Source organism: Kribbella swartbergensis (genome assembly GCF_054784135.1).
In genome coordinates, this window is record NZ_BAAGPM010000034.1 from 146,989 (window position 1) to 172,468 (window position 25,480).

The window sequence follows — 25,480 nt, forward strand, 5'->3', positions numbered from 1 at the left end:
TCTGATCGCTCAGTGCTGGTACGACTTGCTGTCGGTACGGCGAGGGCCGTTGCCCCGGCGCGGACCGCTGCCGCCGCGGGCGTCGTACCCACGCCCCGGACGGCTGCTGCCGAACCGCTTGCCGCCGCCCTTGCCGAACCGCGGCGACTTCGGCGCCGGCAGCTTCACCGGGTACCCGGACGGCGTGTTGCCACCGGTCAGCTCGGTCACCAGCTCGTCACCCGGACGGACCCGCACCGGCGAGGCGTTGACACCCGCGGACTCGGCCAGCCGGATCATCCCGCGCCGCTGGTGCGGCAGCACGAGGGTGACGACCGCGCCCTTGCCACCGGCCCGGGCCGTACGACCGGCCCGGTGCAGGTAGTCCTTGTGGTCGGCCGCCGGGTCGGCCTGGACCACCAGACCGACATCGTCGACGTGGATCCCGCGCGCTGCGACATCCGTTGCCACCAGCACCGGAACCGAACCGTCCTTGAACTGGTCCAGCGTCCGGTTCCGCGCGCCCTGGGTCAGGCCGCCGTGCAGTGCCGCGGCCATCACACCGCGATCCCGCAGCTGGGTGGCGACCCGGTCGGCGCCGAGCTTGGTGCGGACGAACACGATCGTCCGGCCGTCGCGGCTGGCCAGCTCGGCCGTCAGCGACTGCTTGTGCGCCGGCTCGATCACCAGCAGATGATGCTCCATCGTGCTGACCGAGGCCTGGCCGGACTCGGTCGAGTGCTGGACCGGGTCCTTCAGGTACGTCTTCACGATCTTGTCGACGTCGTTGTCCAGCGTCGCCGAGAACAGCAGCCGCTGTCCCTCGGCCGGGGTCATGTCGAGCAGCGTGGTGACCGCCGGCATGAAGCCCATGTCGCACATGTGGTCGGCCTCGTCGAGGACGGTGATCTCCACCGCGCCGAGGTCGGCCGCGCCCTGCTCACACAGGTCGATCAGGCGGCCGGGCGTGGCGATCAGGAGGTCGACGCCACGACGGAGCGCGTCGATCTGCTTCGGGTACGGCAGGCCGCCGGCGATCAGCTTCAGCGACACGTTCATCACGTGCGCGAGCGGCTCGAGCGCGTCGTGCACCTGCATGGCCAGCTCACGCGTCGGGACCAGGACCACGCCGCGCGGACGGCGCGACTCGGTCCGGCCGCCGGCCAGCCGGGTCAGCGTCGGCAGGCCGAAACCGAGCGTCTTGCCCGAACCGGTCTGGCCGCGGCCGAGCACGTCCTTGCCGGCCAGCGCGTCCGGGATGGTCGCGGTCTGGATCGGGAACGGCGTGGTGATCCCGTCCCGGGCCAGCCGCTGCACCAGCCGAGGCGCCAGACCGAGCGCGGCGAACTGGTTGTCCGGGGCAACGGTGCCGAGGTCCACCGGCTCCTCCGGCCGCTTCTGCTGGAACGGCGTCCGCTCGTCCCGGCGCTCGAACCGCGGCTTGTCCTGGTACGCCGGGCGCTCGTCGCGCCGGTTGTTCGCCGGCCGGTCGTCCCGGCCGCGGTCGAACGCGGGCCGCTCGTCCCGGCGCTGGTACGCCGGCCGGTCGTCCCGGCGCTGGTACGACGAACGCTCGTCCCGGCGCTCGAACGACGGCCGTTCCTCACGACGCTCGAACGACGAACGCTCGGGCCGCGACCGGTCGCCGTACGACGAACGCTCGGTCCGGAACCGCGGCTTGTCGTCCCGGCCGCCGCCGTCGAAGCGCGGCCGCTCGTCGCGGGCACGGTCCTCGAACCGGGGCCGGTCGTCGCGGCCACGGTCGAACGCGGGCCGGTCGTCGCGGCGATAGCTCGCGCGGTCGTCGGACGGCCGGCGCGGCTGGGTGGCGCGGTCGGCGCGGTAGCCCTTCACCGGGCGGTTGTCGTCGCGACGGTCGTCACGAGCACCGTCGTAGCGCGGACGCTCGTCCCGGGTGCGGTCGTCGTCGCGCGCCGACGATGCCATCCGCTCGCCGTACGACTGGTTCTGGAACTTCTTGTGCCGTGGCTTCTTCATCCGGCTGTCGGCCTGGTTGCCGTCGGCAGGGTGATTGTTCTCCGGGTGTTGCTGGGTCACGCAAAAACTCTCTCTCAACGTCACGGACGACTGACCGGATCGCAACCGCACGGAAATGCCGGCCACGGACGTGACCGGACAGGACGTGCTGAGCAGGAGACGGGCATCGACCTGCGGGTGCTATCGCGTTGCACCCATGTCGCCGGGGACCTTCAGCCGGATGCTGAAACCGACGGGTCGGAGCGCCTGGGAAAATCTCTGGTGACGCGACGCGCGCACCGACACCGAAAAAGTATACCCGACCGCGACCGCTGTCCCGACCACTCCGGACCCGACCAGACCACCTGGCGCAGTGGCATGCATCTCAGTAGTTCAAGTGAGGTTGAGTTCTTGGCCGACCGGCCTAGGGTTGGCGGTATGGCGGAGGAGAACGTCCCGAGCAAGGAGCACTGGCTGTCCATCGGGGAGATCGCCCATCGGTCCGGAGTCGCCGCGTCGGCGCTGCGTTTCTACGAGGACCAGGGCCTGATCCGGTCGCGGCGGACAGCCGGGAACCAGCGGCAGTACCAGCGGAGCACGTTGCGGCGGATCGCGTTCATCCAGGCGGCCCAGCGGGTCGGGCTGGCGCTGGCCGAGATCAGGAGCGCGCTGGACTCCCTGCCCGACGACCGCACGCCGACCCGCGCCGACTGGAGCCGGTTATCGAAGTCGTGGCGCAGCCGGCTCGACGAGCGGATCGCCGAGCTCGAGCGGCTGCGCGACGACCTCGACGGCTGCATCGGCTGCGGCTGTCTGAGCCTGCAGCGCTGCAACCTCTACAACAAGAACGACCGGTTGGCCGAACGCGGCCCCGGCGCCCGCATCCTCAACGTCGGCATCCCCGGCGACTGACCTCCGCCCGCCATAGGCGGCGGGTTATGAGCGGCATAGAACGGCGGCCGCGGAACGCGGGATAACCCCCGAGTTTCGGCCGATCCGGTGCGGAACCTCCGGACTGTTGGCAGCATCCGGCGGGTAGCGAACAGTGATCCGCTGGTCGCTTTCCGCCACCGATCCGGAGTGAGGCTCTCCCATGTCGCATCGCCGTATCCTGCCGTCGCTCGTAGGGCTCGCCGCCGCCGCACTGGCCGTCCCCAGCTTCGCCGCCGCGTCCCCCGCGCCCGCGCCGGCAGCCCCGTCCGCGTCCACCTCCGCGACCCGCGCCGCGTACACAGGTTCGCCGCAGGACCAGGCCGCCACCAAGGCGTTCTACGAGGCCGTGATGAAGTCAGCGCGCGCCAAGCAGGCCCAGCAGGCCAAGGCCGGCAAGAACGCTGCCGCCGTCACCGTCACGTACGCCGTCGACGCGCCGTCGTTCCGCTCCCAGATCAACTCGAGTACTTCGATCTGGAACTCCTCGGTCGGCAACGTCCGCCTGGTCGAGGGCAGCAGCTACGACTTCTACTACACCGAGGGCAACGACCCGCGCGGTTCGTACGCGTCGACCGACGGTCATGGCCGCGGCTACATCTTCCTGGACTACGCCCAGTCGCGGCAGTACGACCCGACCCGGATCACCGCCCACGAGACCGGTCACGTCCTCGGCCTGCCGGATCACTACTCCGGCCCCTGCTCCGAACTGATGTCGGGCGGCGGCCCCGGCCCGTCCTGCACCAACGCCTACCCGGACGCCAAGGAACGCGCCCGCGTCGACCAACTGTGGGCCAACGGCATCGCCTCGGCCGCGAAGGCCGCTTTCAGCAACAAGTAGCAATCCCCCAGGGCCCTCCGGCCCGGAACCGCCCGGCAGGGGACGGTCCCGGGCCGGAGCTTTTCCACACTCAGACATAGGACGTACTACGACTCGCCGGGAAAGCCCGCGTGGGGCGGGTGACACGGCGAGACTGGAAGCGTGAGGCTTCTACGGATAGTGGTCGCAGTATTGCTTCTGGTTACGGCCTGCCTGACGTCGACGGCGTACGCGGCAGGTCTGGAGGGGAAGGCGATCCTCGCGCCCGGGACGAACGGGTACACCTGCTTCCGGATTCCGGCCCTGGTGACCGCGCCGGACGGGTCGTTGGTGCTGTTCGCGGAGGGACGCAAGCCGACCTGCGGCGACACCGGCACCCACGACGTGGTGATGGTCCGCTCGACGGATCGCGGAGCCACCTGGAGTACGCCGACCGTCGTGCACGCGGGTGTGGATGCGACGGCGCACAACCCGGCTCCGGTCGTCGACGCGCGGACCGGGCGGATCGTGCTGCTGACGACCCGGCAGTACAACACCGTGTGGGCGCAGCACAGCGACGACAACGGGCAGAACTGGAGCGCACCCCGGGAAATCACCAGCAGCGTGAAGCTGCCAGGCTGGAGGGGATACGCCACCGGGCCGACGCACGGCATCCAGTTGTTGCGCGGCGCGCACGCCGGCCGCCTCCTGGTCGGGACGCATTACACGACCACCGACGGAGACCTGAAAGGCGGCGCCCTGGTCCACAGCGACGACGGCGGCCAGACCTGGGCCCTCGGTGCGTACGACCACTCGGCCGACCCCGAGCTGCGAGTGCAGGAGTTGTCCGTCGTCGAACGGCCGGACGGATCGCTGTTCGCCTTCGCCCGGGACGAGAACGGCACCAGTACGTCGACCGTCGCGTCGGCGATGTCGTTCGACGCCGGCCAGAGCTTCTCCACCGGATTCCAGGCCGGAGCCGCGGAGAAGAGTCTCGCGGTGCCGACAGTTCAGGCGTCGACGCTGGCCCTGCGAGCCACCGACCAGGGTGACCGCTACAACCGCATCCTGCTCGCCGCGCCGACCCGGCAAGGCACCACCCGGGAGAACCTCACCATCCGGTCGACGTACAAGGGCGGCACGGAGTGGGTCGATCCTCAAGGCGGCACGGTGATTTACGGCGGCATGGCGGCATACACGGACATGACGTTGCTCGACCGCAATATCGTCGCCCTTGCGTATGAACGCGCGGTCAACTGGTCGCACGGCTACATCTGGTTCACGACGTTCACCGAGGCTGATCTGGGGTTACCGGACGGCAACACGAGCGGCGTACCGACCACACCGGATACCTCAGGCAACCAACTGCACGGGTATCTACGGGGTGGACCTGCGTCGGTAGCAGGAAGGTTTGGTCAGGCGGTGTCGTTGGACGGCGTGGACGACTACGTGCAACTGCCGTTCGCCGAGAAGCTGGCCGTCAGCAGCGGGGACTTCACCTGGACGGGATGGTTCAGGTACGGCGACAGCACCGCGGACCAACCGTTGCTGTGGGCATACAACCAGGGCGATGTCTATTCCCAGCTGTGGTTGCGCGCCGAGCCGGCCGCCAACCGGATCCGCGCACTCGCCCAGAGCGGCGAGACCGCGGTCACCGTCGCCACCACCAGGGCCTACAACGACCGGGCCTGGCATCACTTCGCGCTGCGCCGGCAGGGCTCGACCTTCACCATCTACATCGACGGGGCCGCGGCCGCCTCCGCGGTCGGCACGATCGGATCGGTCAGCCCCAAACGTCCCTTCCAGATCCACCTCGGCCAACGCCTCGACGGCAGACAACACCTGCGCGGCTCGCTCGACGACGTCCGCCTCTACAACCGGGCCCTGACCCCCACCGAGATCTCCACCATCCACGCCACGAACACCACCACTCCGGCCGGTCTGCAACTCAGATATCCGTTCTAGCCGGACGCCGCGCCGAGACCGGTCCGGTAGCAGCCGCTACTGGCGGGCCGGGCCGGTCGAGCCGCGGACCACCAGTTCGGGGCGGAAGAGGAACTCGGTGTGGGGTGTGGTGTGGCCGCGGACCTCCTCGAGGAGGGACTGGACTGCGGCGAGCCCCATCGGCTGGACGGGTTGGCGGATCGTGGTGAGCGGCGGGTCGGTGAACTCCATCATCGGGGCGTCGTCGTACCCGACCACCGAGATGTCACCGGGGACGGACAGGCCGCGCTGCCGGGCGGCGCGGATGACGCCGAGGGCCATCATGTCCGAGCCGCAGATGACCGCGCTGACGCCGGCGTCGAGCAACTGCTGAGCGGCGGCGGCCCCGCCCTCGACGCCGAACATGCTCAAGGCAACCAACGGGTCGAGCTCCTCGTCGGACAGGCCGAGCTGCGCCTTCATCGAGGTGCGGTAACCGGCCAGTTTCCGCTGGACGACGATGAAGCGTTCGGGCCCGGAGGCGAAGCCGATCCGCCGGTGGCCGAGCGCAACCAGGTGCGCCACGGCCAGCTCCATCGCGGCGTACTCGTCCGACGACACGAACGGCGCCTCGATCCCGGGCAGCCAGCCGTTCACGAACACCACCGGTAGCCGCCGGTCCACCAGCGACTGGTAGCGGGCGTGGTCGGCGCCGGTGTCGGCGTGCAGGCCGGAGACGAAGATGATCCCGGAGACGCCGCGCTCCAGCAGCATCTCGACGTACTCGTCCTCGGTCGCGCCGGACGGGGACTGCGTGCACAGCACCGGGGTGAACCCGCGCTGCGACAACGCCGACTCGATCACCTGGGCGAACGCCGGGAAGATCGGGTTGATCAACTCCGGCATCACCAGGCCGATCAGCCCGGCCGACCGGCGGCGCAACCGCGTCGGCCGCTCGAACCCCAGAACGTCGAGCGCGGTGAGGACCGACTGTTTGGTCTCCTCGGCCACCCCCGGCTTGCCGTTCAGCACCCGCGAGACCGTCGCCTCGCTCACCCCCGCCTTGGCCGCGATGTCCGCCAGCCGTGCTCTGCTGCTCACGCGGGGCACTGTACCCAGCCACCCGTTGACGTTGCAGCAAGATCCTGCAAGAACTTGCAGGCGGACGGTTTTCTGCGCGGATCTGTCCAGAACGTGAACAGTATGGGCACGTCACACGCCGTACACCTTGTCAGGACGAGCGGCGCGGGTGAGGATAAGCGCACCCCCGCCTGGGGCCTTTACTCGGATCGTCCGGCACGTTCCTGCCGGTGAAGGGATGTAATCGTCATGGCCACTGTGTCGTTCAAGTCGGCAACCCGGATCTATCCCGGTGGTGACACCCCCGCCGTCGACAAGCTCAACCTCGAGATCGAGGACGGCGAGTTCATGGTTCTCGTCGGCCCGTCGGGTTGCGGCAAGTCCACCTCGCTCCGGATGCTCGCCGGCCTCGAAGAGGTCAACGAGGGCTCCATCTACATCGGCGACCGCGACGTCACGCACCGTCCGCCGAAGGAGCGGGACATCGCGATGGTGTTCCAGAACTACGCGCTCTACCCGCACATGTCCGTCGCCGACAACATGGGCTTCGCGCTGAAGATGCAGGGTGTCTCCAAGGAGGACCGGGCCAAGCGCGTCGGCGAGGCCGCCAAGCTCCTGGGTCTCGAGGAGTACCTGGACCGCAAGCCGAAGGCGCTGTCCGGTGGTCAGCGTCAGCGCGTCGCGATGGGCCGCGCGATCGTCCGTAACCCGCAGGTCTTCCTGATGGACGAGCCGCTGTCGAACCTCGACGCCAAGCTGCGCGTCCAGACCCGGACCCAGATCGCCGAGCTGCAGCAGCGTCTCGGTGTCACGACCGTCTACGTCACCCACGACCAGGTCGAGGCCATGACGATGGGCGACCGGGTCGCCGTACTGAAGGACGGCCTGCTGCAGCAGGTCGACACCCCGCTGAACCTGTACGACCACCCGAAGAACAAGTTCGTCGCGGGCTTCATCGGCTCTCCGGCGATGAACCTGCTGACCGCGGACATCACCGAGGGCGGCGCGAAGCTGGGCGACTACGTCGTCCCGCTCGAGCGCAGCCTGCTGGCCAAGGCCGGCAACGACAAGACGCTGACCCTGGGCGTCCGGCCGGAGGCCTTCAAGGTCGCCGACCACGGCCTGCCGGTCCACGTCGCCGTGGTCGAGGAGCTCGGCGCCGACGCGTACCTGTACGGCACCGCCGAGCACAACAACGAGCACCAGCAGATCGTCGCCCGGATCGACGCCCGGATGCCGGTCGAGAAGGGTTCGACCATCCACCTGGCGGCGCTGCCCGACAAGCTGCACCTCTTCTCCACCTCCACCGAGGAGCGGCTGACCGCCTGATCAGCGGTACGACGTTCAGGCTGCGGCCCCGGGTGGTTCGTCCACCCGGGGCCGCAGTGCGTTCCAGGACCCGTACTACGTGACCCGGCGGCTGCGGCGGTCCCGGGCGGACGGGTTGTCGGCCGGGCTCATGTTGGTCTGCTTGAGCAGGTAGTGCGGCCGGTGCTTGGTCTCGTAGTAGACCCGGCCGATGTACTCGCCGATGACCCCGAGCATCACCATCTGCAGGCCGCCGAGCCCGGTGATCGCCGCGATCAGCGTGACGTATCCGGGCATCTCCACGCCGCGCAGGAGCGCGACCGCGATCACCCAGACGGCGTACCCGGCGGCGACCGCGGTGAGCAGCAGGCCGACGTAGATCGCCAGCCGCAGCGGCCGGTTGTTGAACGACAGCAGCCCGTCCAGCCCGTACTCGAGCAGCCGCCGGAACGTCCACCGGCTCTTGCGCGCCGGCTGTTTCACGTTGTCGTACTCGAACAGGATCGACTCGAACCCGATCCAGGCGAACAACCCCTTGGAGAACCGGTTGTACTCCCCCAGCTCGAGCAGCCCGTCCACGGCCCGGCGCGACAGCAGCCGGAAGTCGCCCACCCCGTCCATCAGCTCGACGTCGGCCCACTTGTTGATCAGCCAGTAGTACGCCCGGGCGAACAGGGTCCGGGTGGCCGGGTCGCCGACCCGGTTCCGCCGGGCGATCACCTGGTCGAAGCCGCGCTCGTACAGCTCCAGCATCCGGCCGATCAGCTCCGGCGGGTGCTGCAGGTCGGCGTCCATGATCACCACCGCGTCGCCGGAGGCGTACCGCAGCCCGGCCAGCATCGCGGACTCCTTGCCGAAGTTCCGGCTGAACGACAGGTAGCGGACCGCCGGATCGTCGTCCGCGAGCCGCACCAGCGCGTCGAGCGTCCCGTCGGCGCTGCCGTCGTCGACGTACACGATCTCGTACGGCGAGCCGACCTCGGACAGCTCCCGGCTGACGGCTTCATGGAACCGGTCGATCACCTCGACCTCGTTGAAACACGGCACCACAAGACTCAAACGCATCTTTCGTCCCCCCTGTGCAATTCAGGCCGATTCTTGTCCAGACCGGAACTACACGCTACGTTGGCGCTCGATCGAGCGCGCGGACCTGGGGACAGAGCAGAGGGGCGGGGAGTGGCGGACGACGGAGCGGTACACGACCCGCCCGCGCCGAGTGCTGCCCAGGCGCCGGTGACCGCCGAGCCGGACGCAGGGCGGCCGGCGGCGAGCCGATCGACCCCACAACGCTCGGCGCTGCCGCCCGCGCTCGTCGCCGCTGTGCTGGTGGCGGCGGTGTTCGCCGCCTCCGGAATCATCCGCGGTACCTTTCCTTTCGGTTCACTGTCCCGCAGTACCAACGATCTCGGTACCCAGTACATCCCTTTCTTCGCCCACCTGTGGGACATCCTGCACGGCCGCGCCCAAGGTGACCTGTTCTTCAACTGGCAGAGCGCCTTCGGCGTCGGGTTCCTGGCCGACTACGGCGTGGACCTCGGCAGCCCGTTGTCCCTCCTGGTGGGCCTGTTCCCTCGTGACCAGATCGACCTGGCCGTGTACGTCATCACCGTCCTCAAGCTGAGCCTGGCGGCCGCCGCGATGGCGGCCCTACTACTCAAGATGTCGCCAGGGCCCCGTTGGGTTGCAGCGATTCTCGGAGCGTCGTACGGCGTCTGCGGCTGGGCCGTCGACGACGGAGCCTACGTGCCGATGTGGCTGGACGGCCTGATCGCCCTGCCGATGTTCTTCCTGGTGGCCGAATGGTCACTGCGCCGCACCAACCGCCTGCTCAGCGTGATCGTCGTCGCGGTCTTCTGGGTCTCGAACTTCTACACCGCCTATATGGCAACGATCGCAGCCGGCCTGTTCCTGATCGCGCGGGTGCTGACCAGCGACCTCCGCTGGTCGCTGCGGCTGCGCGGCGTCCTGCGCACCGGCATCTCGTTCGCGCTCGGGCTGGCGCTGGCCGCGCCGGTTCTGCTGCCGATCTTCGCCGCCAACGACATCGCGACCCCGTCACCGTCGGGCGTCTTCTCGCCGTCCCCGGTCGACATCTTCCTGTCCCGTCTGCTCCCGCTGTCCGAGGGCGTCGGCCGGACCGCGAGCCTGTACGTCGGCACGGTCGCGCTGCTGCTCGCGCTCACCCTGCCGTTCCACCGGACCGTGGCGATCCGGACGAAGGTGGTCTGGATCGTGACGACCGCCGCGATCGTCCTGTCCTTCCGGTGGGCGCCGACACAGGAGATGTGGCACGGCTTCGACACCCCGAACGGCAGCCAGTACCGGCAGGCCTTCGTCCTGTGCGGCGTGATCGTCGTCCTGGCGTGGTTGTCGGTCGCGCACCGCCTGCCCGGTCCGATCGCGTTGCTGGGTGGCGGCGTCCTGCTGGCGGTGATCGCAGCGCTGTCGGACGGCAGCCCGTTGCTGACGAAGTACGCGATGACCGTACTGATTGCCTCCGCAGCGGTGACTTTGGTTGCGTTCGGCACCATTTGGGCGGTCCGCCGCTCCGCGTTGCGACGGACCAGGTGGCCGGTCGCCGTCGCGTTCGCCTTGGTGATGGCCGTCGTGGCCGTGGAAACCACCTGGACCGCGGTGGTGACCGACGAGCAGCGGTCGAAGATCCTCAGTTCCTCCGTCCCACCGTGGAACCAGCAGCAGACCGAGCGGGCGGACGCGGTCGCGGGAGCCGGCGACTGGCCGAAGTACCGGACCGACCCGGGGACCTCGGTGACGCCCAACGACCCGATCCTGCTGGGCGGTCAGGGCGCCGGTATGTACAGCAGCCTGCTGCCGCACTCGCTGAACCAGACACTGACCGGCCTCGGCTTCGGCTGGTCCGGATACGGCCGCGCCAACCACACCCTTGACAACCCCGTCACCGACGCCATCTTCTCGATCGGCGCCCGGCTGCACCTGCAGGACGGGGATGAGGTGATCACCCGATCCACGGTTCCACCACTGGTGACGGTCCGGCGCCGGATCGGCATGACGACCGCGTCCAACGCGTTCGTCGCGCAGGAGCGACTGCTCGGGACCCAGGTGTACGAGGTTCCGGAGTATCGCGGCAGCAAGTCGGACACCGGTGGCGACGTGAAGCTGCTCGGGCGGTGCTCGCCGGGGACGACGGCGTACCTGCATCTGCCGCGGGTCTCCGGTGAAGCCCGGTTGACCGACGGCGGCCAGTGGCGTGCGTTGACCGCGAGCCGCCGGCCGGGGATCAACACCAACAGCGCGATGGTCCGCCTGGGCACCGTCCCCGCCTCCGGGGTGGTGTCGGCCGAGATCCGGTTCACCGACGCTCCGCGCGGAATCACCCCCACGGGAGCGATCGGCTGCCTGAACGAGCAGCGCCTGGCCAGGGCGGTGCAGAACCTGCGGCTGAGTGGAGCAACGGACGTCGAGGTCGGCGGCCATTCGATTAGCGCGATGCTGCCTCCGGGGAGCAAGGGGTACGCCGTGGTCGCCGTACCGAAGGTCCCGGGCTGGACCTGCTCGGCCGGCGACGGGGAGGCCCGGACGCCACGCGACTACGGCGGCCTGATCGCCGTACAACTGACCGGCAACGCCGACCGGATCGACTGCAGTTACACGCCACCTGGCCTCCGGCGCGGTCTCGCACTGGCTGCCGTCGCCGCCCTCGTCACACTCGGTCTCGTGCTGTTCGGACGCTTCCGCCGGGCTAGGAGTTGACGTCCCGGCGGTAGAAGACGGCTCCGCCGGCCATGATCAGTACGGCGGCCAGGATGCCGAGATACCAGGCGCCATGCTCGAACGACAGCGTCTTTTCGATGCTGTTGCACAGGTACATCCCGTCGGAGCCGGTCGAGCACTGGTTGACGTAGTACGTCGTGTCGTGGCGGACGAAGGCGTCGAAGTTCAGCTTCACCAGCCACGGCTGGGCCTGGTTCAGAAACCCGGCGAAGACGCCCTCGATCAGGACCAGGTAGCCCATCGCCACCCCGAGCGCGGCCGCGGTGTGCCGCAGCAGCAGCCCGACCACCCCGCCGAGTGAGGCGCCCAGCGCGATCAGCAGGACCGCACGACCGCCCATCCCGGTGAGATCGGCCCAGACCTTCCCCGTCGTACCGGACGTGTCGCCCAGTTGGGCGACGATCAGATAGGTGCCGAGCAGGACGATGGCCAGGACGACGGCGGCCACCGGAGCGAGGCCGATCGCGGCGGCCAGCACCTTGCTGCCGTAGACCCGCAACCGCCGCGGCTCGAACGTCAGCCAGTTGCCGATGGCACCGGTACTGAACTCGGCGCCGACGAAGCTCGCCCCGATCAGGAACGCGGCGAAGACCAGCAGGTACGACGAGCCGAGCAGCAGCTCCGGTGTCGCCTCGGCGAAGACCAGCCGCGGCTTGCCGAAGTCCTCGAGCTTCGGCTCCGGAAAGCTGCACATCTCGGCCCTCGTCGGCTTCGGGTCCGGCTGCTTCTCCCACTCCGCCTCACACCTCTGGCGGTCCTCCTCCGCGTGCTCGACCCAGTTCTGATGTGCGGTCTCGAACTGCGTCTGGGCGGCTCGTTGCTCTTCGGCCGACAGCGGCCGCGCCTCGCGCCAGGTGACGAACAACAGCAGGGCGGTGATCGCCAGCACCCCGAGGACGCCGATGACGGTCAGGCGGCGCGCGGTCAGCCGGCGGAGCTCTACTCCGGTGAGGCGCAGCATCACAACCCCTCCCCCGCGGTCAGCTCGAGGAAGACCGACTCGAGGTCCGCGCGGACCGGCACCAGCTCGGACACGTACAGCTCCTGCTGCGCGAGCCGGCGGGTCACGTCGGCCGGGTGCTCGGCGCCGTCGACGAGCAGGTGGTTGCCGTCGGAGCGCACCGTCATCCCGGCCGCGGTCAGGATCCGGGTCGCGGCCTCGTGGTCCGCGGCCTGGCGTTCCAGCGCGATCCTGACGGTGACCGCGGCACCGCCGCCGATCACCTCGGCGACCGAACCGGAGGCGAGCAGCCGGCCGTGGCCGATGATCGAGACGGTGTCGGCGACCTGCTCGACCTCGGCCAGGATGTGGGAGCTGACCAGGACGGTCCGGCCCTGCTCGCCGAGGCCGCGCATGGTCTCGCGGATCTCCCGGATCCCGGCCGGGTCGAGGCCGTTGGTCGGCTCGTCGAAGATCAGCAGGTCGGGTTCCTTGAGCAGCGTCGCGGCGATCGCCAGCCGCTGCTTCATCCCGAGTGAGTACGCCTTGAACCTGTCCTTGCCGCGCTCGCCGAGCGAGGTCTGCTCGAGCACCTCGCCGACCCGCTGCCGGGGTGCGCCGATCGCCTCGGCGAGCAGTTCCAGGTTCTTCCGGCCGCTGAACGCGGGGAAGAACTTCGGCGACTCGACGATCGCACCGACCCGGCCGACCACCTCCGGCAACCGGTCCGGCACCGGCCGGCCGAACATCGTCATCGTCCCGGCGTCGGCCCGGATCAGCCCGAGCAGCATCCGGATCGACGTGGTCTTCCCGGACCCGTTCGGCCCGAGGAAGCCGTGCACACCCCCGACCGGCACGTCCAGGTCGAGCCCCTGGACCGCCACCACCTTCCGGCCCCGCCGGGTCCGGTACGTCTTGCGCAGACCGCGCGTACTGATCGCCAGCTCCGGCATGTGACCCCCTTGTCGAGCCAGTAGACGGACAGCTTGGCAGGTTTGCGGGCCGCCCGCTGCGAAACATACCCCCCGCCGGTATGCCGCCAGGACTTGCATTCGATACCCCGAGGGGGTAACTTAAGGCCTGTCGACATACCCCCGAGGGGTAGCCGCGGAACACCGAAGGAGCCTGAGATGACCACCGACACCGTCCACGGGTACACCGCCGAGAAGAGCAGCCACCTGAAGCGGCTGCGCCGGATCGAGGGCCAGATCCGCGGTCTGCAGCGGATGGTGGAGGAGGACAAGTACTGCATCGACGTCCTCACCCAGGTGTCCGCGGCGACGAAGGCCCTGCAGTCGTTCTCGCTGGAACTGCTGGACGAGCACCTGGCGCACTGTGTGGTCGAGGCCGCGCAGCGCGGCGGTCCGGAGGCCGAGGAGAAGGTCCGCGAAGCCTCCGACGCGATCGCCCGCCTGGTCCGCAGCTGATCACCCACCGAAACAACCGAGTACGAGGAGAACCGCTATGACCACCACGTCCTACTCCGTCACCGGCATGACCTGCGGCCACTGCACCGCCGCGGTCACCGAGGAGATCAGCAAGCTCCCCGGTGTCCAGCAGGTCACTGTCGACCTCGTCGCGGGCGGCACCTCCGCGGTGCACGTGACGAGTGAGTCCGACCTCGACGAGGCCGCCGTCCGTGAGGCCGTCGACGAGGCCGGTTACGAACTGGCGGCGTCATGAGCCGGGCCGTCGCGCTCCGGCTCGGCGCGTTCGCCGGTGCGCTCGCGCTCGCCTTCGGGGCGGCGTTCGCGATCGGCACCGCGGTCGACCCGATCGCGGCGGCCGACACCGCTGCCGCCCCGGCACACGAAGAGGAGATGGGCGGTATGGAGGAATCAGCGCCGGCACACGGGGCGGGACACAGCGAGTCCGGCGGGCAACTGCCCGGGCTCGCGGTCTCCGAAGCCGGCTACACCCTCAGTCCCAGTACGACGTTCTACCAGGCCGGCGCCAAGACCGACCTGCGCTTCACCATCCAGGGTCCGGACGGCAAGCCGGTCACGAAGTTCACCGAGACGCACGAGAAGGAACTGCACCTGATCGTCGTCCGGCGTGACCTGTCCGGTTTCCACCACGTGCACCCGACCCGGGACGCGAGTGGCACCTGGAGCATTCCGTTCACGTTCACCGCCGGTGGCACCTGGCGGCTGTTCGCCGACTTCCAGCCGGCCGGTCTCGACCGGACGCTGACCCTCGGCACCGACGTCAACGTCTCCGGCCTGTACATCCCGGTCCCGCTGAGCGAGCCGGCGAGCAGCTACAGCTTCCACGGGTACGACGTGACACTGGCGGGCAACCCGGTCGCGGGCAAGGAGTCCGAGCTGACCTTCACGATCAGCCGGGGCGGCAAGCCCGTCACCGACCTGCAGCCGTACCTGGGCGCCTTCGGGCACCTGGTGTCACTGCGCAGCGGAGACCTCGCCTACCTGCACAACCACCCCGCACAGCACGCGGATCCGGGGACGAAGGGCGGACCGCACATCACGTTCGCCACCACCTTCCCGACCGCGGGGACGTACAGCCTGTTCCTGGACTTCCAGCACGCGGGTGCGGTCCACACCGCCGAGTTCACCGTCAAGGTGGGCACCGACGGGAAGACCGTGATCGTCCCGCCGAAGCAGCCCCCGGCGACCCAGGCTCCGGCGACTCCGGGCAACGAGACCACGCCGCACGGCCACTGAGAGGAGGCACACAACAATGACCACCGCAGAATCCGGTCAGTCCGTCGAACTCGTCATCGGTGGCATGACGTGCGCCTCGTGCGCCGCCCGGGTGGAGAAGAAGCTGAACCGGATGGAGGGTGTCACCGCGACCGTCAACTACGCCACCGAGAAGGCGAAGGTGACGTTCGCGGACGGCATCACCACCGACGACCTGGTCGCCACCGTCGAGAAGACCGGCTACACCGCCTCGCTGCCGGCGGCCGTCGACTCACCGGACGACGAGGAGCCCGACGAGCTGAAGCCGCTGCGGCACCGGCTGTTCGCCAGCATCGCGCTGGCGGTGCCGGTGATCGCGTTCGGGATGATCCCGGCGCTGCAGTTCGACTTCTGGCAGTGGGCCTCGCTGACGCTGGCCTTCCCGGTCGTGACCTGGGCGGCCTGGCCGTTCCACAAGGCGGCCTGGACGAATCTGCGGCACGGCGCGGCGACGATGGACACGCTGATCTCGCTGGGCGTGGTGAGCGCGTTCCTGTGGTCGCTGTACGCACTGTTCATCGGCGGTGCGGGCGAGCCGGGGATGAAGATGCCGTTCACGCTGATCCCGTCCCGGGGCGGCGGGACCGAGGAGATCTACCTCGAGGTCGCCGCCGGCGTCACCACGTTCATCCTGGCCGGCCGGTACTTCGAGGCCCGCGCCAAGCGCCGCTCCGGTGCGGCCCTGCGGGCCCTGCTCGAACTGGGCGCGAAGGACGTCGCCGTCCTGCGGAACGGTGCCGAGGTGCGGATCCCGGCCGACCAGCTGGCCGTCGGCGACGAGTTCGTCGTCCGGCCGGGTGAGAAGGTCGCGACCGACGGCGTCATCATCGCCGGCAGCAGCGCGGTCGACGCCTCGATGCTCACCGGCGAGTCGGTGCCCGTCGAGGTCGGCGAGGGCGACTCGGTCGTCGGGGCGACCGTGAACGCCGGCGGCCGGCTCGTGGTCCGGGCGACCCGGGTCGGGTCCGACACCCAGCTGGCCCAGATGGCCCGGCTGGTCGAGGACGCCCAGAACGGGAAGGCCGCGGTCCAGCGGCTGGCCGACAGGGTGTCCGCGATCTTCGTGCCGATCGTGATCGGGCTGGCGCTGGCGACCCTCGGGTTCTGGCTCGGCAACGGTTCGCCGCTGGAGATCGCGTTCACCGCGGCCGTCGCCGTACTGATCATCGCCTGCCCCTGCGCCCTCGGGCTGGCGACGCCGACCGCGCTGATGGTCGGCACCGGCCGGGGTGCGCAGCTGGGCATCCTGATCAAGGGCCCGGAGGTGCTCGAGTCCACCCGGCGGATCGACACCGTCGTCCTGGACAAGACCGGCACCGTCACGACCGGCCGGATGGAGTTGGTCGACGTCCTGCTGGCGCCGTCGGAGGACCGGTCCGAAGTACTGCGTCTGGCCGGCGCACTGGAGCACTCCAGTGAGCACCCGATCGCCCAGGCCATCGCCCGCGGTGCGGCGGCCGAGGTCGGCAAGCTGCCCGAGGTCGAGGACTTCGGCAACGTCGAGGGCCTCGGTGTCCAGGGCATCGTCGACGGGCACGCCGTACTGGTCGGACGGACCCGGCTGCTGGAGGAGTGGAGCCAGTACCTGCCGGACGACCTGGCGCAGGCGAAGGAGCGCGCCGAGTCCGAAGGCAGTACGGCGGTCGCCGTCGGCTGGGACGGGAAGGCCCGGGCCGTGCTGGTCGTCGCGGACACGGTGAAGCCCACGTCCGCCGAGGCGATCCGTCAGCTGAAGGGGCTGGGGTTGCGGCCGGTGCTGCTGACGGGTGACAACGAGGCGGTGGCGTCGAAGGTGGCGGCCGAGGTCGGCATCGCCGAGGTGATCGCCGAGGTGCTGCCGGCCGACAAGGTCGACGCGGTGAAGAAGCTTCAAGGCGAGGGCCGCGTGGTCGCGATGGTCGGCGACGGCGTCAACGACGCGGCCGCCCTGGCCCAGGCCGACCTCGGCCTGAGCATGGGCACCGGCACCGACGTGGCGATCGAGGCGAGCGACCTGACCCTGGTGCGCGGAGACCTGCGGGCGGCGGCGGACGCCATCCGTCTCTCCCGCAGCACACTGCGCACCATCAAGGGCAACCTGTTCTGGGCCTTCGCCTACAACGTGGCCGCCCTCCCGCTCGCCGCGGCCGGTCTGCTCAACCCGATGCTGGCCGGCGCCGCGATGGCCTTCAGTTCGGTCTTCGTGGTCTCGAACAGCCTGCGGTTGCGGCGATTCCGTCCACTCACCTGATCCACGCCGTACTGTCACTGGCCAGCAGCCCGTCCTCCAACGGGCTGCTGGCCAGCAGCATTTCGCCGTGCGGCGGGAGTTCGATCGGCTCCGGGGTCAGGTTCGTGACACAGCTCAGGCTCTCGCGGCTGAACGCGAGGACCCCCGGCGGGGTGTCGAGCCAGGTCAGGGTGCCGTCGCCCAGGTGGGTGCGGCGGATCCGGAGACCGTTGCGGTAGAGCGTCAGCATCGAGTTCTGGTCGTTCTGCTGGGACTCGACGGTCAGGTTCTTCCAGTCGACCGGCTGCGGCAGCCACGGCGTACCGGTGCCGAAGCCGAACGGCGGCTCCTTGCCGGACCACGGAAGGGGCACCCGGCAACCGTCGCGGCCGCGGTCGGCGCCCTGGGAGCGGAGGAAGATCGGGTCCCGCAGCAGGTGATCGGGCAGGTCCTCGACCTCCGGCAGGCCGAGCTCTTCGCCCTGGTAGACGTACAGTCCGCCCGGCAGCGCCATCGCGAGCAGGGCGGCCGCGCGGGCCCGGCGTTCGCCGAGGGCGAGGTCGGTCGGCATGCCGTGCTTGCGGTCCTGGTGCGAGAACGACGTGTCCGAGCGCCCGTACTTCGTGACCGGCCGGGTGACGTCGTGGTTGGACAGCACCCAGGTCGGCGGTGCCCCGATCGGGACGTGGGTGGTCAGGGTCAGGTCGATCGAGGCGCGCAGTTCGTCGGCGTCCCACGGGCGCGACAGGAAGTCGAAGTTGAACGCGGTCTGCAGCTCGTCCGGGCGCAGGTACAGCGCGAACCGCTCCTGGTCCGGCATCCACATCTCCCCGACCAGGAAGCGGCCGTCGTACTCGTCGGTGATCCGGCGCCAGCCGCGGTAGATCTCGTGCACCTCGTCGTGGTCGGTGTACGACTCCGCCACGCTGTCCAGGTCCTTGAACAGAACGGCGGCACTGTCGACCCGGATCCCGTCGACGCCCCGGTCCAGCCAGAACCGGAGGATGGCGTGGAACTCCTCGACCACCTCGGGATTGCGCCAGTTGAAGTCCGGCTGCTCGGGGGCGAACAGGTGCAGGTACCACTCGCCGTCCTCGACCTGGGTCCAGGCCGGGCCGTTGAAGATGGACTGCCAGTCGTTCGGCGGCCGGTCGCCGCGGCCTTTGCGGAAGATGAACCGGTCGCGCTCGCGTGACCCCGGACCCGCCTGCACGGCCTGGACGAACCAGTCGTGCTGGTCGGAGCCGTGGTTCGGGACGATGTCGATGATGGTGCGGATGTTCAGCGCGTGCGCCTCGGCGATGTAGGTCTCCGCCTCCTCCAGGGTGCCGAACACCGGGTCGATGGCGCGGTAGTCGGCGACGTCGTACCCGCCGTCGGCCATCGGCGACGGGTACCACGGGTTCAGCCAGATCGCGTCGACACCCAACTCGGCCAGATACGGCAGCCTCTGCCGCAACCCAGCCAGATCCCCAACGCCGTCCCCGTCCCCGTCGGCAAAACTCCGCAAATACACCTGATAAACAGCCGCCCCACGCCACCACTCGCCCGCCATCAATCCTCCTCTCGAACCCGCTCCACCCGGAGCCTGACCACACCCCACCCCACCGCGGAGCGGGATACCCCACCGCGGAGCGGCATCCTGCTTTCCCATCTACCGCGAAGCGGCACTACTCCCGCGGGACCGGACCACCCCGCGGTCGGCACCACCCCGCGGTCGGCACCACCCCCGCGGAGCCAGACCACCCCCGCGGTGCGGGACCACCCCGGCGGGGCGGGCCCCCGCGGAGCGGGGCTTTTCTTCCCCGCCCCGAGCGGAGCGAGGGGTGGGTTGTCTTATCCCTTGAGGCTGCCGGCTGTGAGACCTGCCATGATGCTGCGTTGGAAGACGAAGAAGACCAGGATCGTCGGCAGGCTGGCGATCACCAGCGACGCGATCAGCACGTTCTGCGGCATCTGCGCCGACAGCGACGCGATGCCAACACTGATCGACATCTTGTCCGTCTCCGGCAGCACCAGCAGCGGCCAGACGAAGTCCTTCCACACCGTCACCACGGACAGGATCGACACCACCCCGAGGATCGGCCGCGACACCGGCAGCACGATCGACCACAGGATCCTGCCCTGCGACGCTCCATCGATTTCGGCAGCCTCCAGCAGCTCGCTCGGGATCGAGTCGAAGAACCGCTTCAGCAGGAACACGAAGAACCCGTTCGCTGCCGCCGGCAACCAGATCGCCCACGGCGTGTTCAGCAGGTCGAGATGCAGGATCGGCAGATCCTTGACGGTCAGGTACGTCGGCAGCAGCAGGACCATCGCCGGGATCATCAGCGTCGCCAGCATCGCGCCGAGGACGACCTTGCCGAACATCGGCCGCAGCTTCGACAACGCGTACGCCGCGGTGACGTCGACGGCAAGCGTGAACAGCCACGCGCCACCGGCATACAGGGCGGTGTTCTTCAGGAAGACCCCGAGTTGCAACTGTTCCCACGCGTCGGCGTAGACCCCGAGGTCGAAGCGCGTCGGGAAGAAGCTCGGCGGGATCTGCGCCAGTTCCTCGGGTGATTTCAGCGCACCGGTCACCATCCAGTACAGCGGGAACACGAAGGCGCCGGTGAATCCGACCACGGTCAGGATGAGCGTTGCCCAGTAGATCAACCGGCCGCGCGGGGTCCGCAGTGCCAGTGGTGAGACGAGCGTCCTCATCGTTCCGCCTCCCGGGAGACGCGCAGGTAGATCGCGGAGAACACCATCAGCACGACCATCAGCATCAGGCCGAGGGCGCTGCCACCACCGAAGTCGCCGAAGTTGAAGGCGTACTGGTACATCAGATAGGCGACCGTGACGGTCGCGTTCTCCGGTCCGCCGCCGGTCAGCAGGTACGGCTCGATGAACACCTGCATGGTCGCGACGATCTGCAGCAGCAGCATCACCAGCAGGATCAGCTTGGTCTGCGGGATCGTCACGTGCCAGACCCGTCTCAGCAGACCCGCGCCGTCGAGTTCGGCCGATTCGTAGAGGTCGCCCGGGATGCTCTGCAGAGCGGCCAGGTAGATGAGCGTGCCGGTGCCGAGATTCATCCAGGTCGACACGAGCACCAGGCTGACGAGCGCCGTACTGGTCGAGTCGAGCCAGCTCAGCGGCGGGAGGTCAAACACGTCCAGCACCTGGTTGAACAGGCCCGCGCCGGGGTCGTAGAACCACTTGAACAGCAGGACCGCAACCGCCGGCGGGAGCATCACCGGGAGGTAGACGACGAACCGCAGATAGGCCTTCGCGTGCCTCAGTTCGTTGAGTACGACGGCCAGCACGAACGGGACGGCGTACCCGATCACCAGCGCGAGCCCGCTGAATGCGGCGGTGTTGATCCACGCCGACCGGAACGCCGGATCCTCGATCACGCTCCGGAAGTTGCCGAACCCCACCCAGCGCGGCGGATCGACGAAGTTGTTCTCCTGAAAGCTGAGGATCACCTCCCGCACCATCGGATACCACGAGAACAACGCGAAACAGATCAGCGCGCCACACAAGAACCCGTACGCCGTCAGGTTCCGCCCCACCGCCCGACGCCGCGCCCCGGCCAGATCCGCCGCCCCGTCCGGCCGATGCGCAGGAGTCCGCCGCGGCCCTGTCCCGCGGGCAATCTCCGGCCGGCGCCGGTGCGTCACCCCCACCTCGCGGGGGCGGCGCACCGGCTCGTTCGTGACGGCCATTACGTGTTCTTCGCGAGGATCTTGTTGGCCTTGCTCTCGGCGTCGGAGAGCAGCTTGTCGATGTCGGCGTCCTGGCGGGTGAGGACGGCGGACATCGCCACATCGAGGACGGCGTACAGCTCCTGCGCCTTCGGCGGCTCCAGCTTGTTGGTGATCTTCGACTGCGCGGCGACGTACGGCGCGAAGTGCTCGACCGGGACCGTCGCGTACTGCTTGCGGAGGGCAACGATTTCCTTGCCTCGCGCGGAATCGCCGTACAGATCCGGGATCGGCAAGCCGACCGGACGGCCCTGCTCCTTGGCCCGGGCGTAGTTGAACTGGCCCTTCCCCGGCGTGAGCTCGTGGAACTCCAGCCACAGCAGACCGGCCTTGATCTTCTCCGGCGTCGCCTTCGGGTTGAACATGTAGCCGTCACCACCGCTCAGCGACGACTTCCCCTCGGACTCCGGTACGGCGGCGACGCCGTAGTCCTCGAACTTGCCCTGGAAGTCGTTGTTCACCGACTGCACCACGTCCGGCGCGCCGATCATCATGCCGAGCTTCCCGGAACCCATCATCCGCATCAGGTCCTCCCACTGGAGGAGCTGCTTGCTGCCCATCGAGTTGTCGACCCAGCGCATCTGCTTCAGGTTCTCCAGCACCGCCTTGCCCTCGGGGCTGTTGAACGCGGCGCTCTTGCCGTCGTCGCTGACCATCGAACCGCCGCGGGCGTACAGGCTCGCGGCGAAGTGCCAGCCGCCGGTGTTGCCGGCGGAGTACTCACCGAAGCCGACGTACCCGGGACCGAGCGCGGCGATCTTCTTAGCCGCCGCGTGTACTTCGGCCCACGTCGTCGGCGGGGCGTCCGGATCGAGACCGGCCTGGGTGAACAGCTTGCGGTTGTAGACCAGGCCCATGTTGTAGTTGTTGCGCGGCAGGCCGTACGTCTTGTCGCCGTCCTTGAACACGCTCATCACGTCGTCGCGCAGGTCGTCGACGGCCTTCACGCTGCCGACGTACTGACTGATGTCGGCGGCTTGCCTGGCTTTGATGATCTTCTGCACGTCCGTGTAGTAGACGTAGAAGACGTCCTCCTGCGTGCCGCCGGCCAGCTTCGCCTGGAACGTGTCCGGGTTGATGCAGGGGAACGCGTCCTTGCTCTCGATCGTGATGTTCGGGTGCAGCTTCTGGAACTCGGCCACATCGGCGTCCCAGGCCGCACGTTCCTTCGGATTGCTCTTCGGCGGCTGGCAGCCGACCGTGATCGTCACCGGCCCGTCGGCACCCGCCGACCCCTGGGCGTCCGGCTTCTCCTCCCCCGACCCACAGGACGCGGCCACCAGCCCGAGTCCCACCACCAACACCAGCCCCAGCCCACGGCGCGCTGTCCTCATCTCCACCCTCTCCCTAGGCCACCTGCCGCACACCGTAGGCACCCGAACCGATCCGCGCAATAGTTCGATGGAAGATTGCAAGAAGTCGACGACGACCAGCGAGACGTTGATCGCTGAGCAAGGGGGCCCGGTGGTCGGCACAGAGCCGGCGGGGCCCTCCTCTGCCAGTCAGTCGGGCGTGGATCCGATTCGGCGGGAAGCCGGCTCCGCGACCCGTGAGCCGTGGGGTTGACCGCTGAGGGGCAGGTTGGCGTCTGCGCCTACCGCTGGGCAGTTGGCGGGGACGAGTTCGTGCTGACGGTTCAGGTTTTGGCGCGGGTGGTGGAGGCTCGGACGACGAGTTCGGGTTCGAAGAGGAGTTCGTCGGCGGGGACGGTGGCGCGTTCGATCAGGGCGACGAGCATGTCGACGGCGGCTCGGCCCATGGCGTCGATGGGCTGGCGGACGGTGGTCAGGGGCGGGTCGGTGCAGTTCATCATCGCGGAGTCGTCGTACCCGATCACCGAGACATCCCCCGGGACGGTGAGGCCGGCCCGCCGGACCGCGCGGATCACCCCGAGAGCGAGGATGTCGCTGGCGCAGACGATGCCGGTGACGCCCTTCTTGACCAGCCGGGTCGCGGCCGCGTGCCCGCCCTCGAGCGAGAACATCGTGTGCTCCACTAACTCGGGATCGGCCTCGTCGGAGGCGAGGAACGCGTCCAGCTTCCGCCGCGACGGGATGTGGTCGCGCGGGCCGAGGACCATCCCGATCCGCCGGTGACCGAGCGCGCGCAGATGACCGATCGCCATCTCCGCGGCGACGTGGTCGTCCGACGAGACCTGCGGGAACCCGAGGTGATCGACCGCCGCGTTGACCAGCACGGTCGGGAGTTTCCGCTCCTGGATCAGCTGGTAGTGCTGGTGCGGCGCGTCGGCCTGCGCGTAGAACCCACCGGCGAACACCACCCCCGACACCTGCTGCTGCAGAAGCAGGTCGACGTAGTCCGCCTCGGACACGCCGCCGACCGTCCGGGTGCACAGCAAGGACGTGAAACCTTGCTGCGCGAGCGCACCACCGACGACCTCGGCGAACGCCGGGAAGATCGGGTTCTGCAACTCCGGCAACACGAGTCCGACCAGCCGGGCCCGGTCGCCGCGCAACTGGGTCGGGCGCTCGTACCCGAGCACGTCCAGCGCGGTGAGGACCGCTTCCCGGGTCGCCTCGGAGACACCCGGCTTCCCGTTCAGCACCCGGCTCACGGTGGCTTCACTGACCCCGACCTTCTTGGCCACCTCTGCAAGTCGACGTGTCATGACGCAAACTGTACGCCGGACCGCGCAAGTTCTTGCAACCGCTTGCGTACATCGTGGACACGCAATCGTCGATCGCCGTACCGACCGGGCCGGCCCACAGATGTACCAGGTGGTGGCTGAAGGGTCAGGATCCGGGCGGTTTCCTGACAGACTGGGAGTCGTGCCTCGATTTGTCGCTACCCGCCCCGACACCGGTCTGCTGTCGCTCCCCTGGGACGTCCCGCTGGAGGACTGGCCCGAGGATCAGCTGGTCGCGCTGCCGCGTGGTATCTCGCGGCACGTGGTCCGGTTCGTCCGGGTCAACGGCAGCGTGTACGCGATCAAGGAGGTGCTCGAGCATCTCGCTCTGCACGAGTACCGGCTGCTGCGCGACCTGGAACGGCTGGAGGCGCCCTCGGTCGAGCCCGTCGGCGTGATCACCGACCGGATCGACCGCAACGGCGAGCCGATCGACTCGATCCTGATCACCCGCCATCTGCAGTTCTCACTTCCCTATCGCGCGCTGTTCTCCAGCACGCTCCGGCCGGACACCGTGAACCGGCTGATCGACGCGCTGGTCGCGTTGATCGTCCGGCTGCACCTGCTCGGCTTCTTCTGGGGCGACTGCTCGCTGTCCAACACGTTGTTCCGGCGTGACGCCGGCGCGTTCGCGGCGTACCTCGTGGACGCCGAGACCGGCGAACTGCACCAGGACATCTCCGACGGGCAACGGGCGCACGACCTGTACACCGCGGAGATCAACCTGTTCGGCGAACTGCTCGACCTGCAGGAGGGCGGCCTGCTCGACCCGGACATCGACCCGCAGGAGACCGTGGAGTCGATCCAGAAACGGTACGAGGCGCTGTGGGCCGAGCTGACCGCGCCGGAGGAGTTCGCCACCGACGAGATGCACCGGCTGGACTCGCGGATCCGGCGACTGAACGAACTCGGCTTCGACGTCGCCGAGATCGACATCATCACCGACTGGGACGGCAGCCAAGTCCGGATCCAGCCGAAGGTCGTGGACGCCGGGCACCACTCGCGCCGGCTGCTCCGGCTGACCGGCCTGGACGTCGAGGAGAACCAGGCCCGCCGGCTGCTGAACGACCTCGACTCGTTCGCCGCCGCCACCGACCAGCAGAACGAGGACGAGGAGATCGTCGCGCACCAGTGGCTGACCGAGGTGTTCGAGCCGGTCGTCCGCTCGGTCCCCCGGGACCTCAACCGCAAGCTGGAGCCCGCCGAGATCTTCCACGAGGTGCTCGAGCACCGCTGGTTCCTGTCCGAACAGGCCGGCCACGAGGTCGACACGATGGAAGCCGCCCGCTCGTACGTGGACGACGTACTCCGCGCCAAACCCGACGAGAAGCTGGCCCTTCCCACCCCCGCCACCCCCGAAGCCGAGTGACGCCCTCGCCGACCGGTTGACGTCGGCCCGTGACTGGGCCCGCCCGACCCGGCCGCTCGATCAGAGGCGCCAGACCTGCAACGTTCTGCGGTCTGGTGGCGTGGTTAGGGGT

Annotated in this window: 20 protein-coding genes; 10 read left to right on the plus strand and 10 right to left on the minus strand. The window is 69.0% G+C overall.

All coding sequences use genetic code 11. The features are described from left to right. Positions 1 to 9: 9 nt before the first annotated feature. Entirely contained in the window at positions 10 to 2,037 is a 2,028-nt protein-coding gene (locus tag ACYVOK_RS29820; RefSeq protein ID WP_460665897.1) for a DEAD/DEAH box helicase, read from the minus strand. 357 nt (positions 2,038 to 2,394) lie between these two features. Here ACYVOK_RS29820 and soxR point away from each other — a divergent pair, with 357 nt between their 5' ends. The 3 genes from soxR (at position 2,395) to ACYVOK_RS29835 (ending at position 5,650) form a co-directional block, all read left to right on the plus strand. Further along, positions 2,395 to 2,868: a redox-sensitive transcriptional activator SoxR gene (soxR, locus tag ACYVOK_RS29825; protein WP_460665898.1), complete on the plus strand. Its 474-nt coding sequence runs from the start codon at positions 2,395 to 2,397 to the stop codon at positions 2,866 to 2,868. A gap of 181 nt (positions 2,869 to 3,049) precedes the next feature. Further along, positions 3,050 to 3,727, plus strand: coding sequence for a snapalysin (gene snpA, locus ACYVOK_RS29830; RefSeq protein WP_460665899.1), 678 nt, complete (start codon positions 3,050 to 3,052; stop codon positions 3,725 to 3,727). A 141-nt stretch (positions 3,728 to 3,868) separates the two neighbouring features. Continuing rightward, the gene (locus ACYVOK_RS29835; protein ID WP_460665900.1) at positions 3,869 to 5,650 is read left to right on the plus strand and encodes an exo-alpha-sialidase; all 1,782 of its coding nucleotides are present in this window, start codon (positions 3,869 to 3,871) and stop codon (positions 5,648 to 5,650) included. Positions 5,651 to 5,686: 36 nt separating this feature from the next. On the opposite strand, the gene ACYVOK_RS29840 is transcribed toward ACYVOK_RS29835, so the two are convergent. Next, positions 5,687 to 6,709, minus strand: a complete 1,023-nt coding sequence (locus tag ACYVOK_RS29840; RefSeq protein WP_460665901.1) for a LacI family DNA-binding transcriptional regulator — start codon at positions 6,707 to 6,709, stop codon at positions 5,687 to 5,689. A 228-nt stretch (positions 6,710 to 6,937) separates the two neighbouring features. Between ACYVOK_RS29840 and ACYVOK_RS29845 the strand changes: the two genes are divergently transcribed. Then, the gene (locus ACYVOK_RS29845) at positions 6,938 to 8,017 is read left to right on the plus strand and encodes an ABC transporter ATP-binding protein (RefSeq protein ID WP_460665902.1); all 1,080 of its coding nucleotides are present in this window, start codon (positions 6,938 to 6,940) and stop codon (positions 8,015 to 8,017) included. Positions 8,018 to 8,092: 75 nt separating this feature from the next. Here ACYVOK_RS29845 and ACYVOK_RS29850 read toward each other — a convergent pair whose 3' ends face one another. Continuing rightward, the gene (locus tag ACYVOK_RS29850) at positions 8,093 to 9,061 is read right to left on the minus strand and encodes a glycosyltransferase family 2 protein (RefSeq protein ID WP_460665903.1); all 969 of its coding nucleotides are present in this window, start codon (positions 9,059 to 9,061) and stop codon (positions 8,093 to 8,095) included. Positions 9,062 to 9,172: 111 nt separating this feature from the next. On the opposite strand from ACYVOK_RS29850, the gene ACYVOK_RS29855 reads away from it, so the two are divergent. Continuing rightward, positions 9,173 to 11,728, plus strand: coding sequence for a YfhO family protein (locus tag ACYVOK_RS29855; protein WP_460665904.1), 2,556 nt, complete (start codon positions 9,173 to 9,175; stop codon positions 11,726 to 11,728). Here the strand turns inward: ACYVOK_RS29855 and ACYVOK_RS29860 are convergent. Next, complete coding sequence (locus ACYVOK_RS29860; RefSeq protein ID WP_460665905.1) at positions 11,718 to 12,710, minus strand: ABC transporter permease subunit; 993 nt, start codon at positions 12,708 to 12,710, stop codon at positions 11,718 to 11,720. The two genes, ACYVOK_RS29855 and ACYVOK_RS29860, sit on opposite strands and share 11 nt — an antisense overlap. After that, positions 12,710 to 13,642 (minus strand): ABC transporter ATP-binding protein, encoded by a 933-nt coding sequence (locus ACYVOK_RS29865; protein ID WP_460665906.1) that lies wholly within the window; start codon positions 13,640 to 13,642, stop codon positions 12,710 to 12,712. Before ACYVOK_RS29865 ends, ACYVOK_RS29860 begins: the two co-directional genes overlap by 1 nt. Before the next feature lie 177 nt (positions 13,643 to 13,819). Here ACYVOK_RS29865 and ACYVOK_RS29870 point away from each other — a divergent pair, with 177 nt between their 5' ends. Genes ACYVOK_RS29870 through ACYVOK_RS29885 form a run of 4 tightly spaced genes read left to right on the plus strand, consistent with a single transcriptional unit; the run spans position 13,820 to position 17,621 of the window. After that, entirely contained in the window at positions 13,820 to 14,116 is a 297-nt protein-coding gene (locus tag ACYVOK_RS29870; RefSeq protein WP_460665907.1) for a metal-sensitive transcriptional regulator, read from the plus strand. 37 nt (positions 14,117 to 14,153) lie between these two features. After that, positions 14,154 to 14,372, plus strand: a complete 219-nt coding sequence (locus ACYVOK_RS29875) for a heavy-metal-associated domain-containing protein (protein ID WP_460665908.1) — start codon at positions 14,154 to 14,156, stop codon at positions 14,370 to 14,372. Continuing rightward, a complete protein-coding gene (locus ACYVOK_RS29880; RefSeq protein WP_460665909.1) occupies positions 14,369 to 15,373 on the plus strand; it encodes a hypothetical protein in 1,005 nt (334 codons plus the stop codon). Before ACYVOK_RS29875 ends, ACYVOK_RS29880 begins: the two co-directional genes overlap by 4 nt. Before the next feature lie 16 nt (positions 15,374 to 15,389). After that, positions 15,390 to 17,621 carry a heavy metal translocating P-type ATPase gene (locus ACYVOK_RS29885; protein WP_460665910.1) on the plus strand — a complete coding sequence of 744 codons (2,232 nt, stop codon included), beginning with the start codon at positions 15,390 to 15,392 and terminating at the stop codon, positions 17,619 to 17,621. On the opposite strand, the gene ACYVOK_RS29890 is transcribed toward ACYVOK_RS29885, so the two are convergent. The 5 genes from ACYVOK_RS29890 to ACYVOK_RS29910 all read right to left on the minus strand — a co-directional run bounded on the left by ACYVOK_RS29890 (position 17,614) and on the right by ACYVOK_RS29910 (position 23,981). After that, on the minus strand, positions 17,614 to 19,155 hold the full coding sequence (locus tag ACYVOK_RS29890) for a glycoside hydrolase family 13 protein (protein ID WP_460665911.1): 1,542 nt from the start codon (positions 19,153 to 19,155) through the stop codon (positions 17,614 to 17,616). The genes ACYVOK_RS29885 and ACYVOK_RS29890 overlap by 8 nt on opposite strands. 281 nt (positions 19,156 to 19,436) lie before the next feature. Next, positions 19,437 to 20,306 (minus strand): carbohydrate ABC transporter permease, encoded by an 870-nt coding sequence (locus ACYVOK_RS29895; RefSeq protein ID WP_460665912.1) that lies wholly within the window; start codon positions 20,304 to 20,306, stop codon positions 19,437 to 19,439. Next, on the minus strand, positions 20,303 to 21,313 hold the full coding sequence (locus ACYVOK_RS29900) for a carbohydrate ABC transporter permease (protein ID WP_460665913.1): 1,011 nt from the start codon (positions 21,311 to 21,313) through the stop codon (positions 20,303 to 20,305). Before ACYVOK_RS29900 ends, ACYVOK_RS29895 begins: the two co-directional genes overlap by 4 nt. Next, positions 21,313 to 22,686, minus strand: coding sequence for an ABC transporter substrate-binding protein (locus ACYVOK_RS29905; RefSeq protein WP_460665914.1), 1,374 nt, complete (start codon positions 22,684 to 22,686; stop codon positions 21,313 to 21,315). Before ACYVOK_RS29905 ends, ACYVOK_RS29900 begins: the two co-directional genes overlap by 1 nt. Before the next feature lie 302 nt (positions 22,687 to 22,988). Continuing rightward, a complete protein-coding gene (locus tag ACYVOK_RS29910; RefSeq protein WP_460665915.1) occupies positions 22,989 to 23,981 on the minus strand; it encodes a LacI family DNA-binding transcriptional regulator in 993 nt (330 codons plus the stop codon). A 100-nt stretch (positions 23,982 to 24,081) separates the two neighbouring features. On the opposite strand from ACYVOK_RS29910, the gene ACYVOK_RS29915 reads away from it, so the two are divergent. Further along, entirely contained in the window at positions 24,082 to 25,368 is a 1,287-nt protein-coding gene (locus ACYVOK_RS29915; protein WP_460665916.1) for a DUF4032 domain-containing protein, read from the plus strand. Positions 25,369 to 25,480 lie beyond the last annotated feature (112 nt).

Bases quoted from the DNA above. Each gene is read 5' to 3' on its own strand.
- soxR (WP_460665898.1), top strand. From the start codon at position 2,395: ATGGCGGAGGAGAACGTCCCGAGCAAGGAGCACTGGCTGTCCATCGGG.
- snpA (WP_460665899.1), top strand. From the start codon at position 3,050: ATGTCGCATCGCCGTATCCTGCCGTCGCTCGTAGGGCTCGCCGCCGCC.
- ACYVOK_RS29845 (WP_460665902.1), top strand. From the start codon at position 6,938: ATGGCCACTGTGTCGTTCAAGTCGGCAACCCGGATCTATCCCGGTGGT.
- ACYVOK_RS29850 (WP_460665903.1), bottom strand. From the start codon at position 9,061: ATGCGTTTGAGTCTTGTGGTGCCGTGTTTCAACGAGGTCGAGGTGATC.
- ACYVOK_RS29860 (WP_460665905.1), bottom strand. From the start codon at position 12,710: ATGCTGCGCCTCACCGGAGTAGAGCTCCGCCGGCTGACCGCGCGCCGC.
- ACYVOK_RS29865 (WP_460665906.1), bottom strand. From the start codon at position 13,642: ATGCCGGAGCTGGCGATCAGTACGCGCGGTCTGCGCAAGACGTACCGG.
- ACYVOK_RS29870 (WP_460665907.1), top strand. From the start codon at position 13,820: ATGACCACCGACACCGTCCACGGGTACACCGCCGAGAAGAGCAGCCAC.
- ACYVOK_RS29875 (WP_460665908.1), top strand. From the start codon at position 14,154: ATGACCACCACGTCCTACTCCGTCACCGGCATGACCTGCGGCCACTGC.
- ACYVOK_RS29880 (WP_460665909.1), top strand. From the start codon at position 14,369: ATGAGCCGGGCCGTCGCGCTCCGGCTCGGCGCGTTCGCCGGTGCGCTC.
- ACYVOK_RS29885 (WP_460665910.1), top strand. From the start codon at position 15,390: ATGACCACCGCAGAATCCGGTCAGTCCGTCGAACTCGTCATCGGTGGC.
- ACYVOK_RS29890 (WP_460665911.1), bottom strand. From the start codon at position 19,155: ATGGCGGGCGAGTGGTGGCGTGGGGCGGCTGTTTATCAGGTGTATTTG.
- ACYVOK_RS29895 (WP_460665912.1), bottom strand. From the start codon at position 20,306: ATGAGGACGCTCGTCTCACCACTGGCACTGCGGACCCCGCGCGGCCGG.
- ACYVOK_RS29900 (WP_460665913.1), bottom strand. From the start codon at position 21,313: ATGGCCGTCACGAACGAGCCGGTGCGCCGCCCCCGCGAGGTGGGGGTG.
- ACYVOK_RS29905 (WP_460665914.1), bottom strand. From the start codon at position 22,686: ATGAGGACAGCGCGCCGTGGGCTGGGGCTGGTGTTGGTGGTGGGACTC.
- ACYVOK_RS29910 (WP_460665915.1), bottom strand. From the start codon at position 23,981: ATGACACGTCGACTTGCAGAGGTGGCCAAGAAGGTCGGGGTCAGTGAA.
- ACYVOK_RS29915 (WP_460665916.1), top strand. From the start codon at position 24,082: ATGTACCAGGTGGTGGCTGAAGGGTCAGGATCCGGGCGGTTTCCTGAC.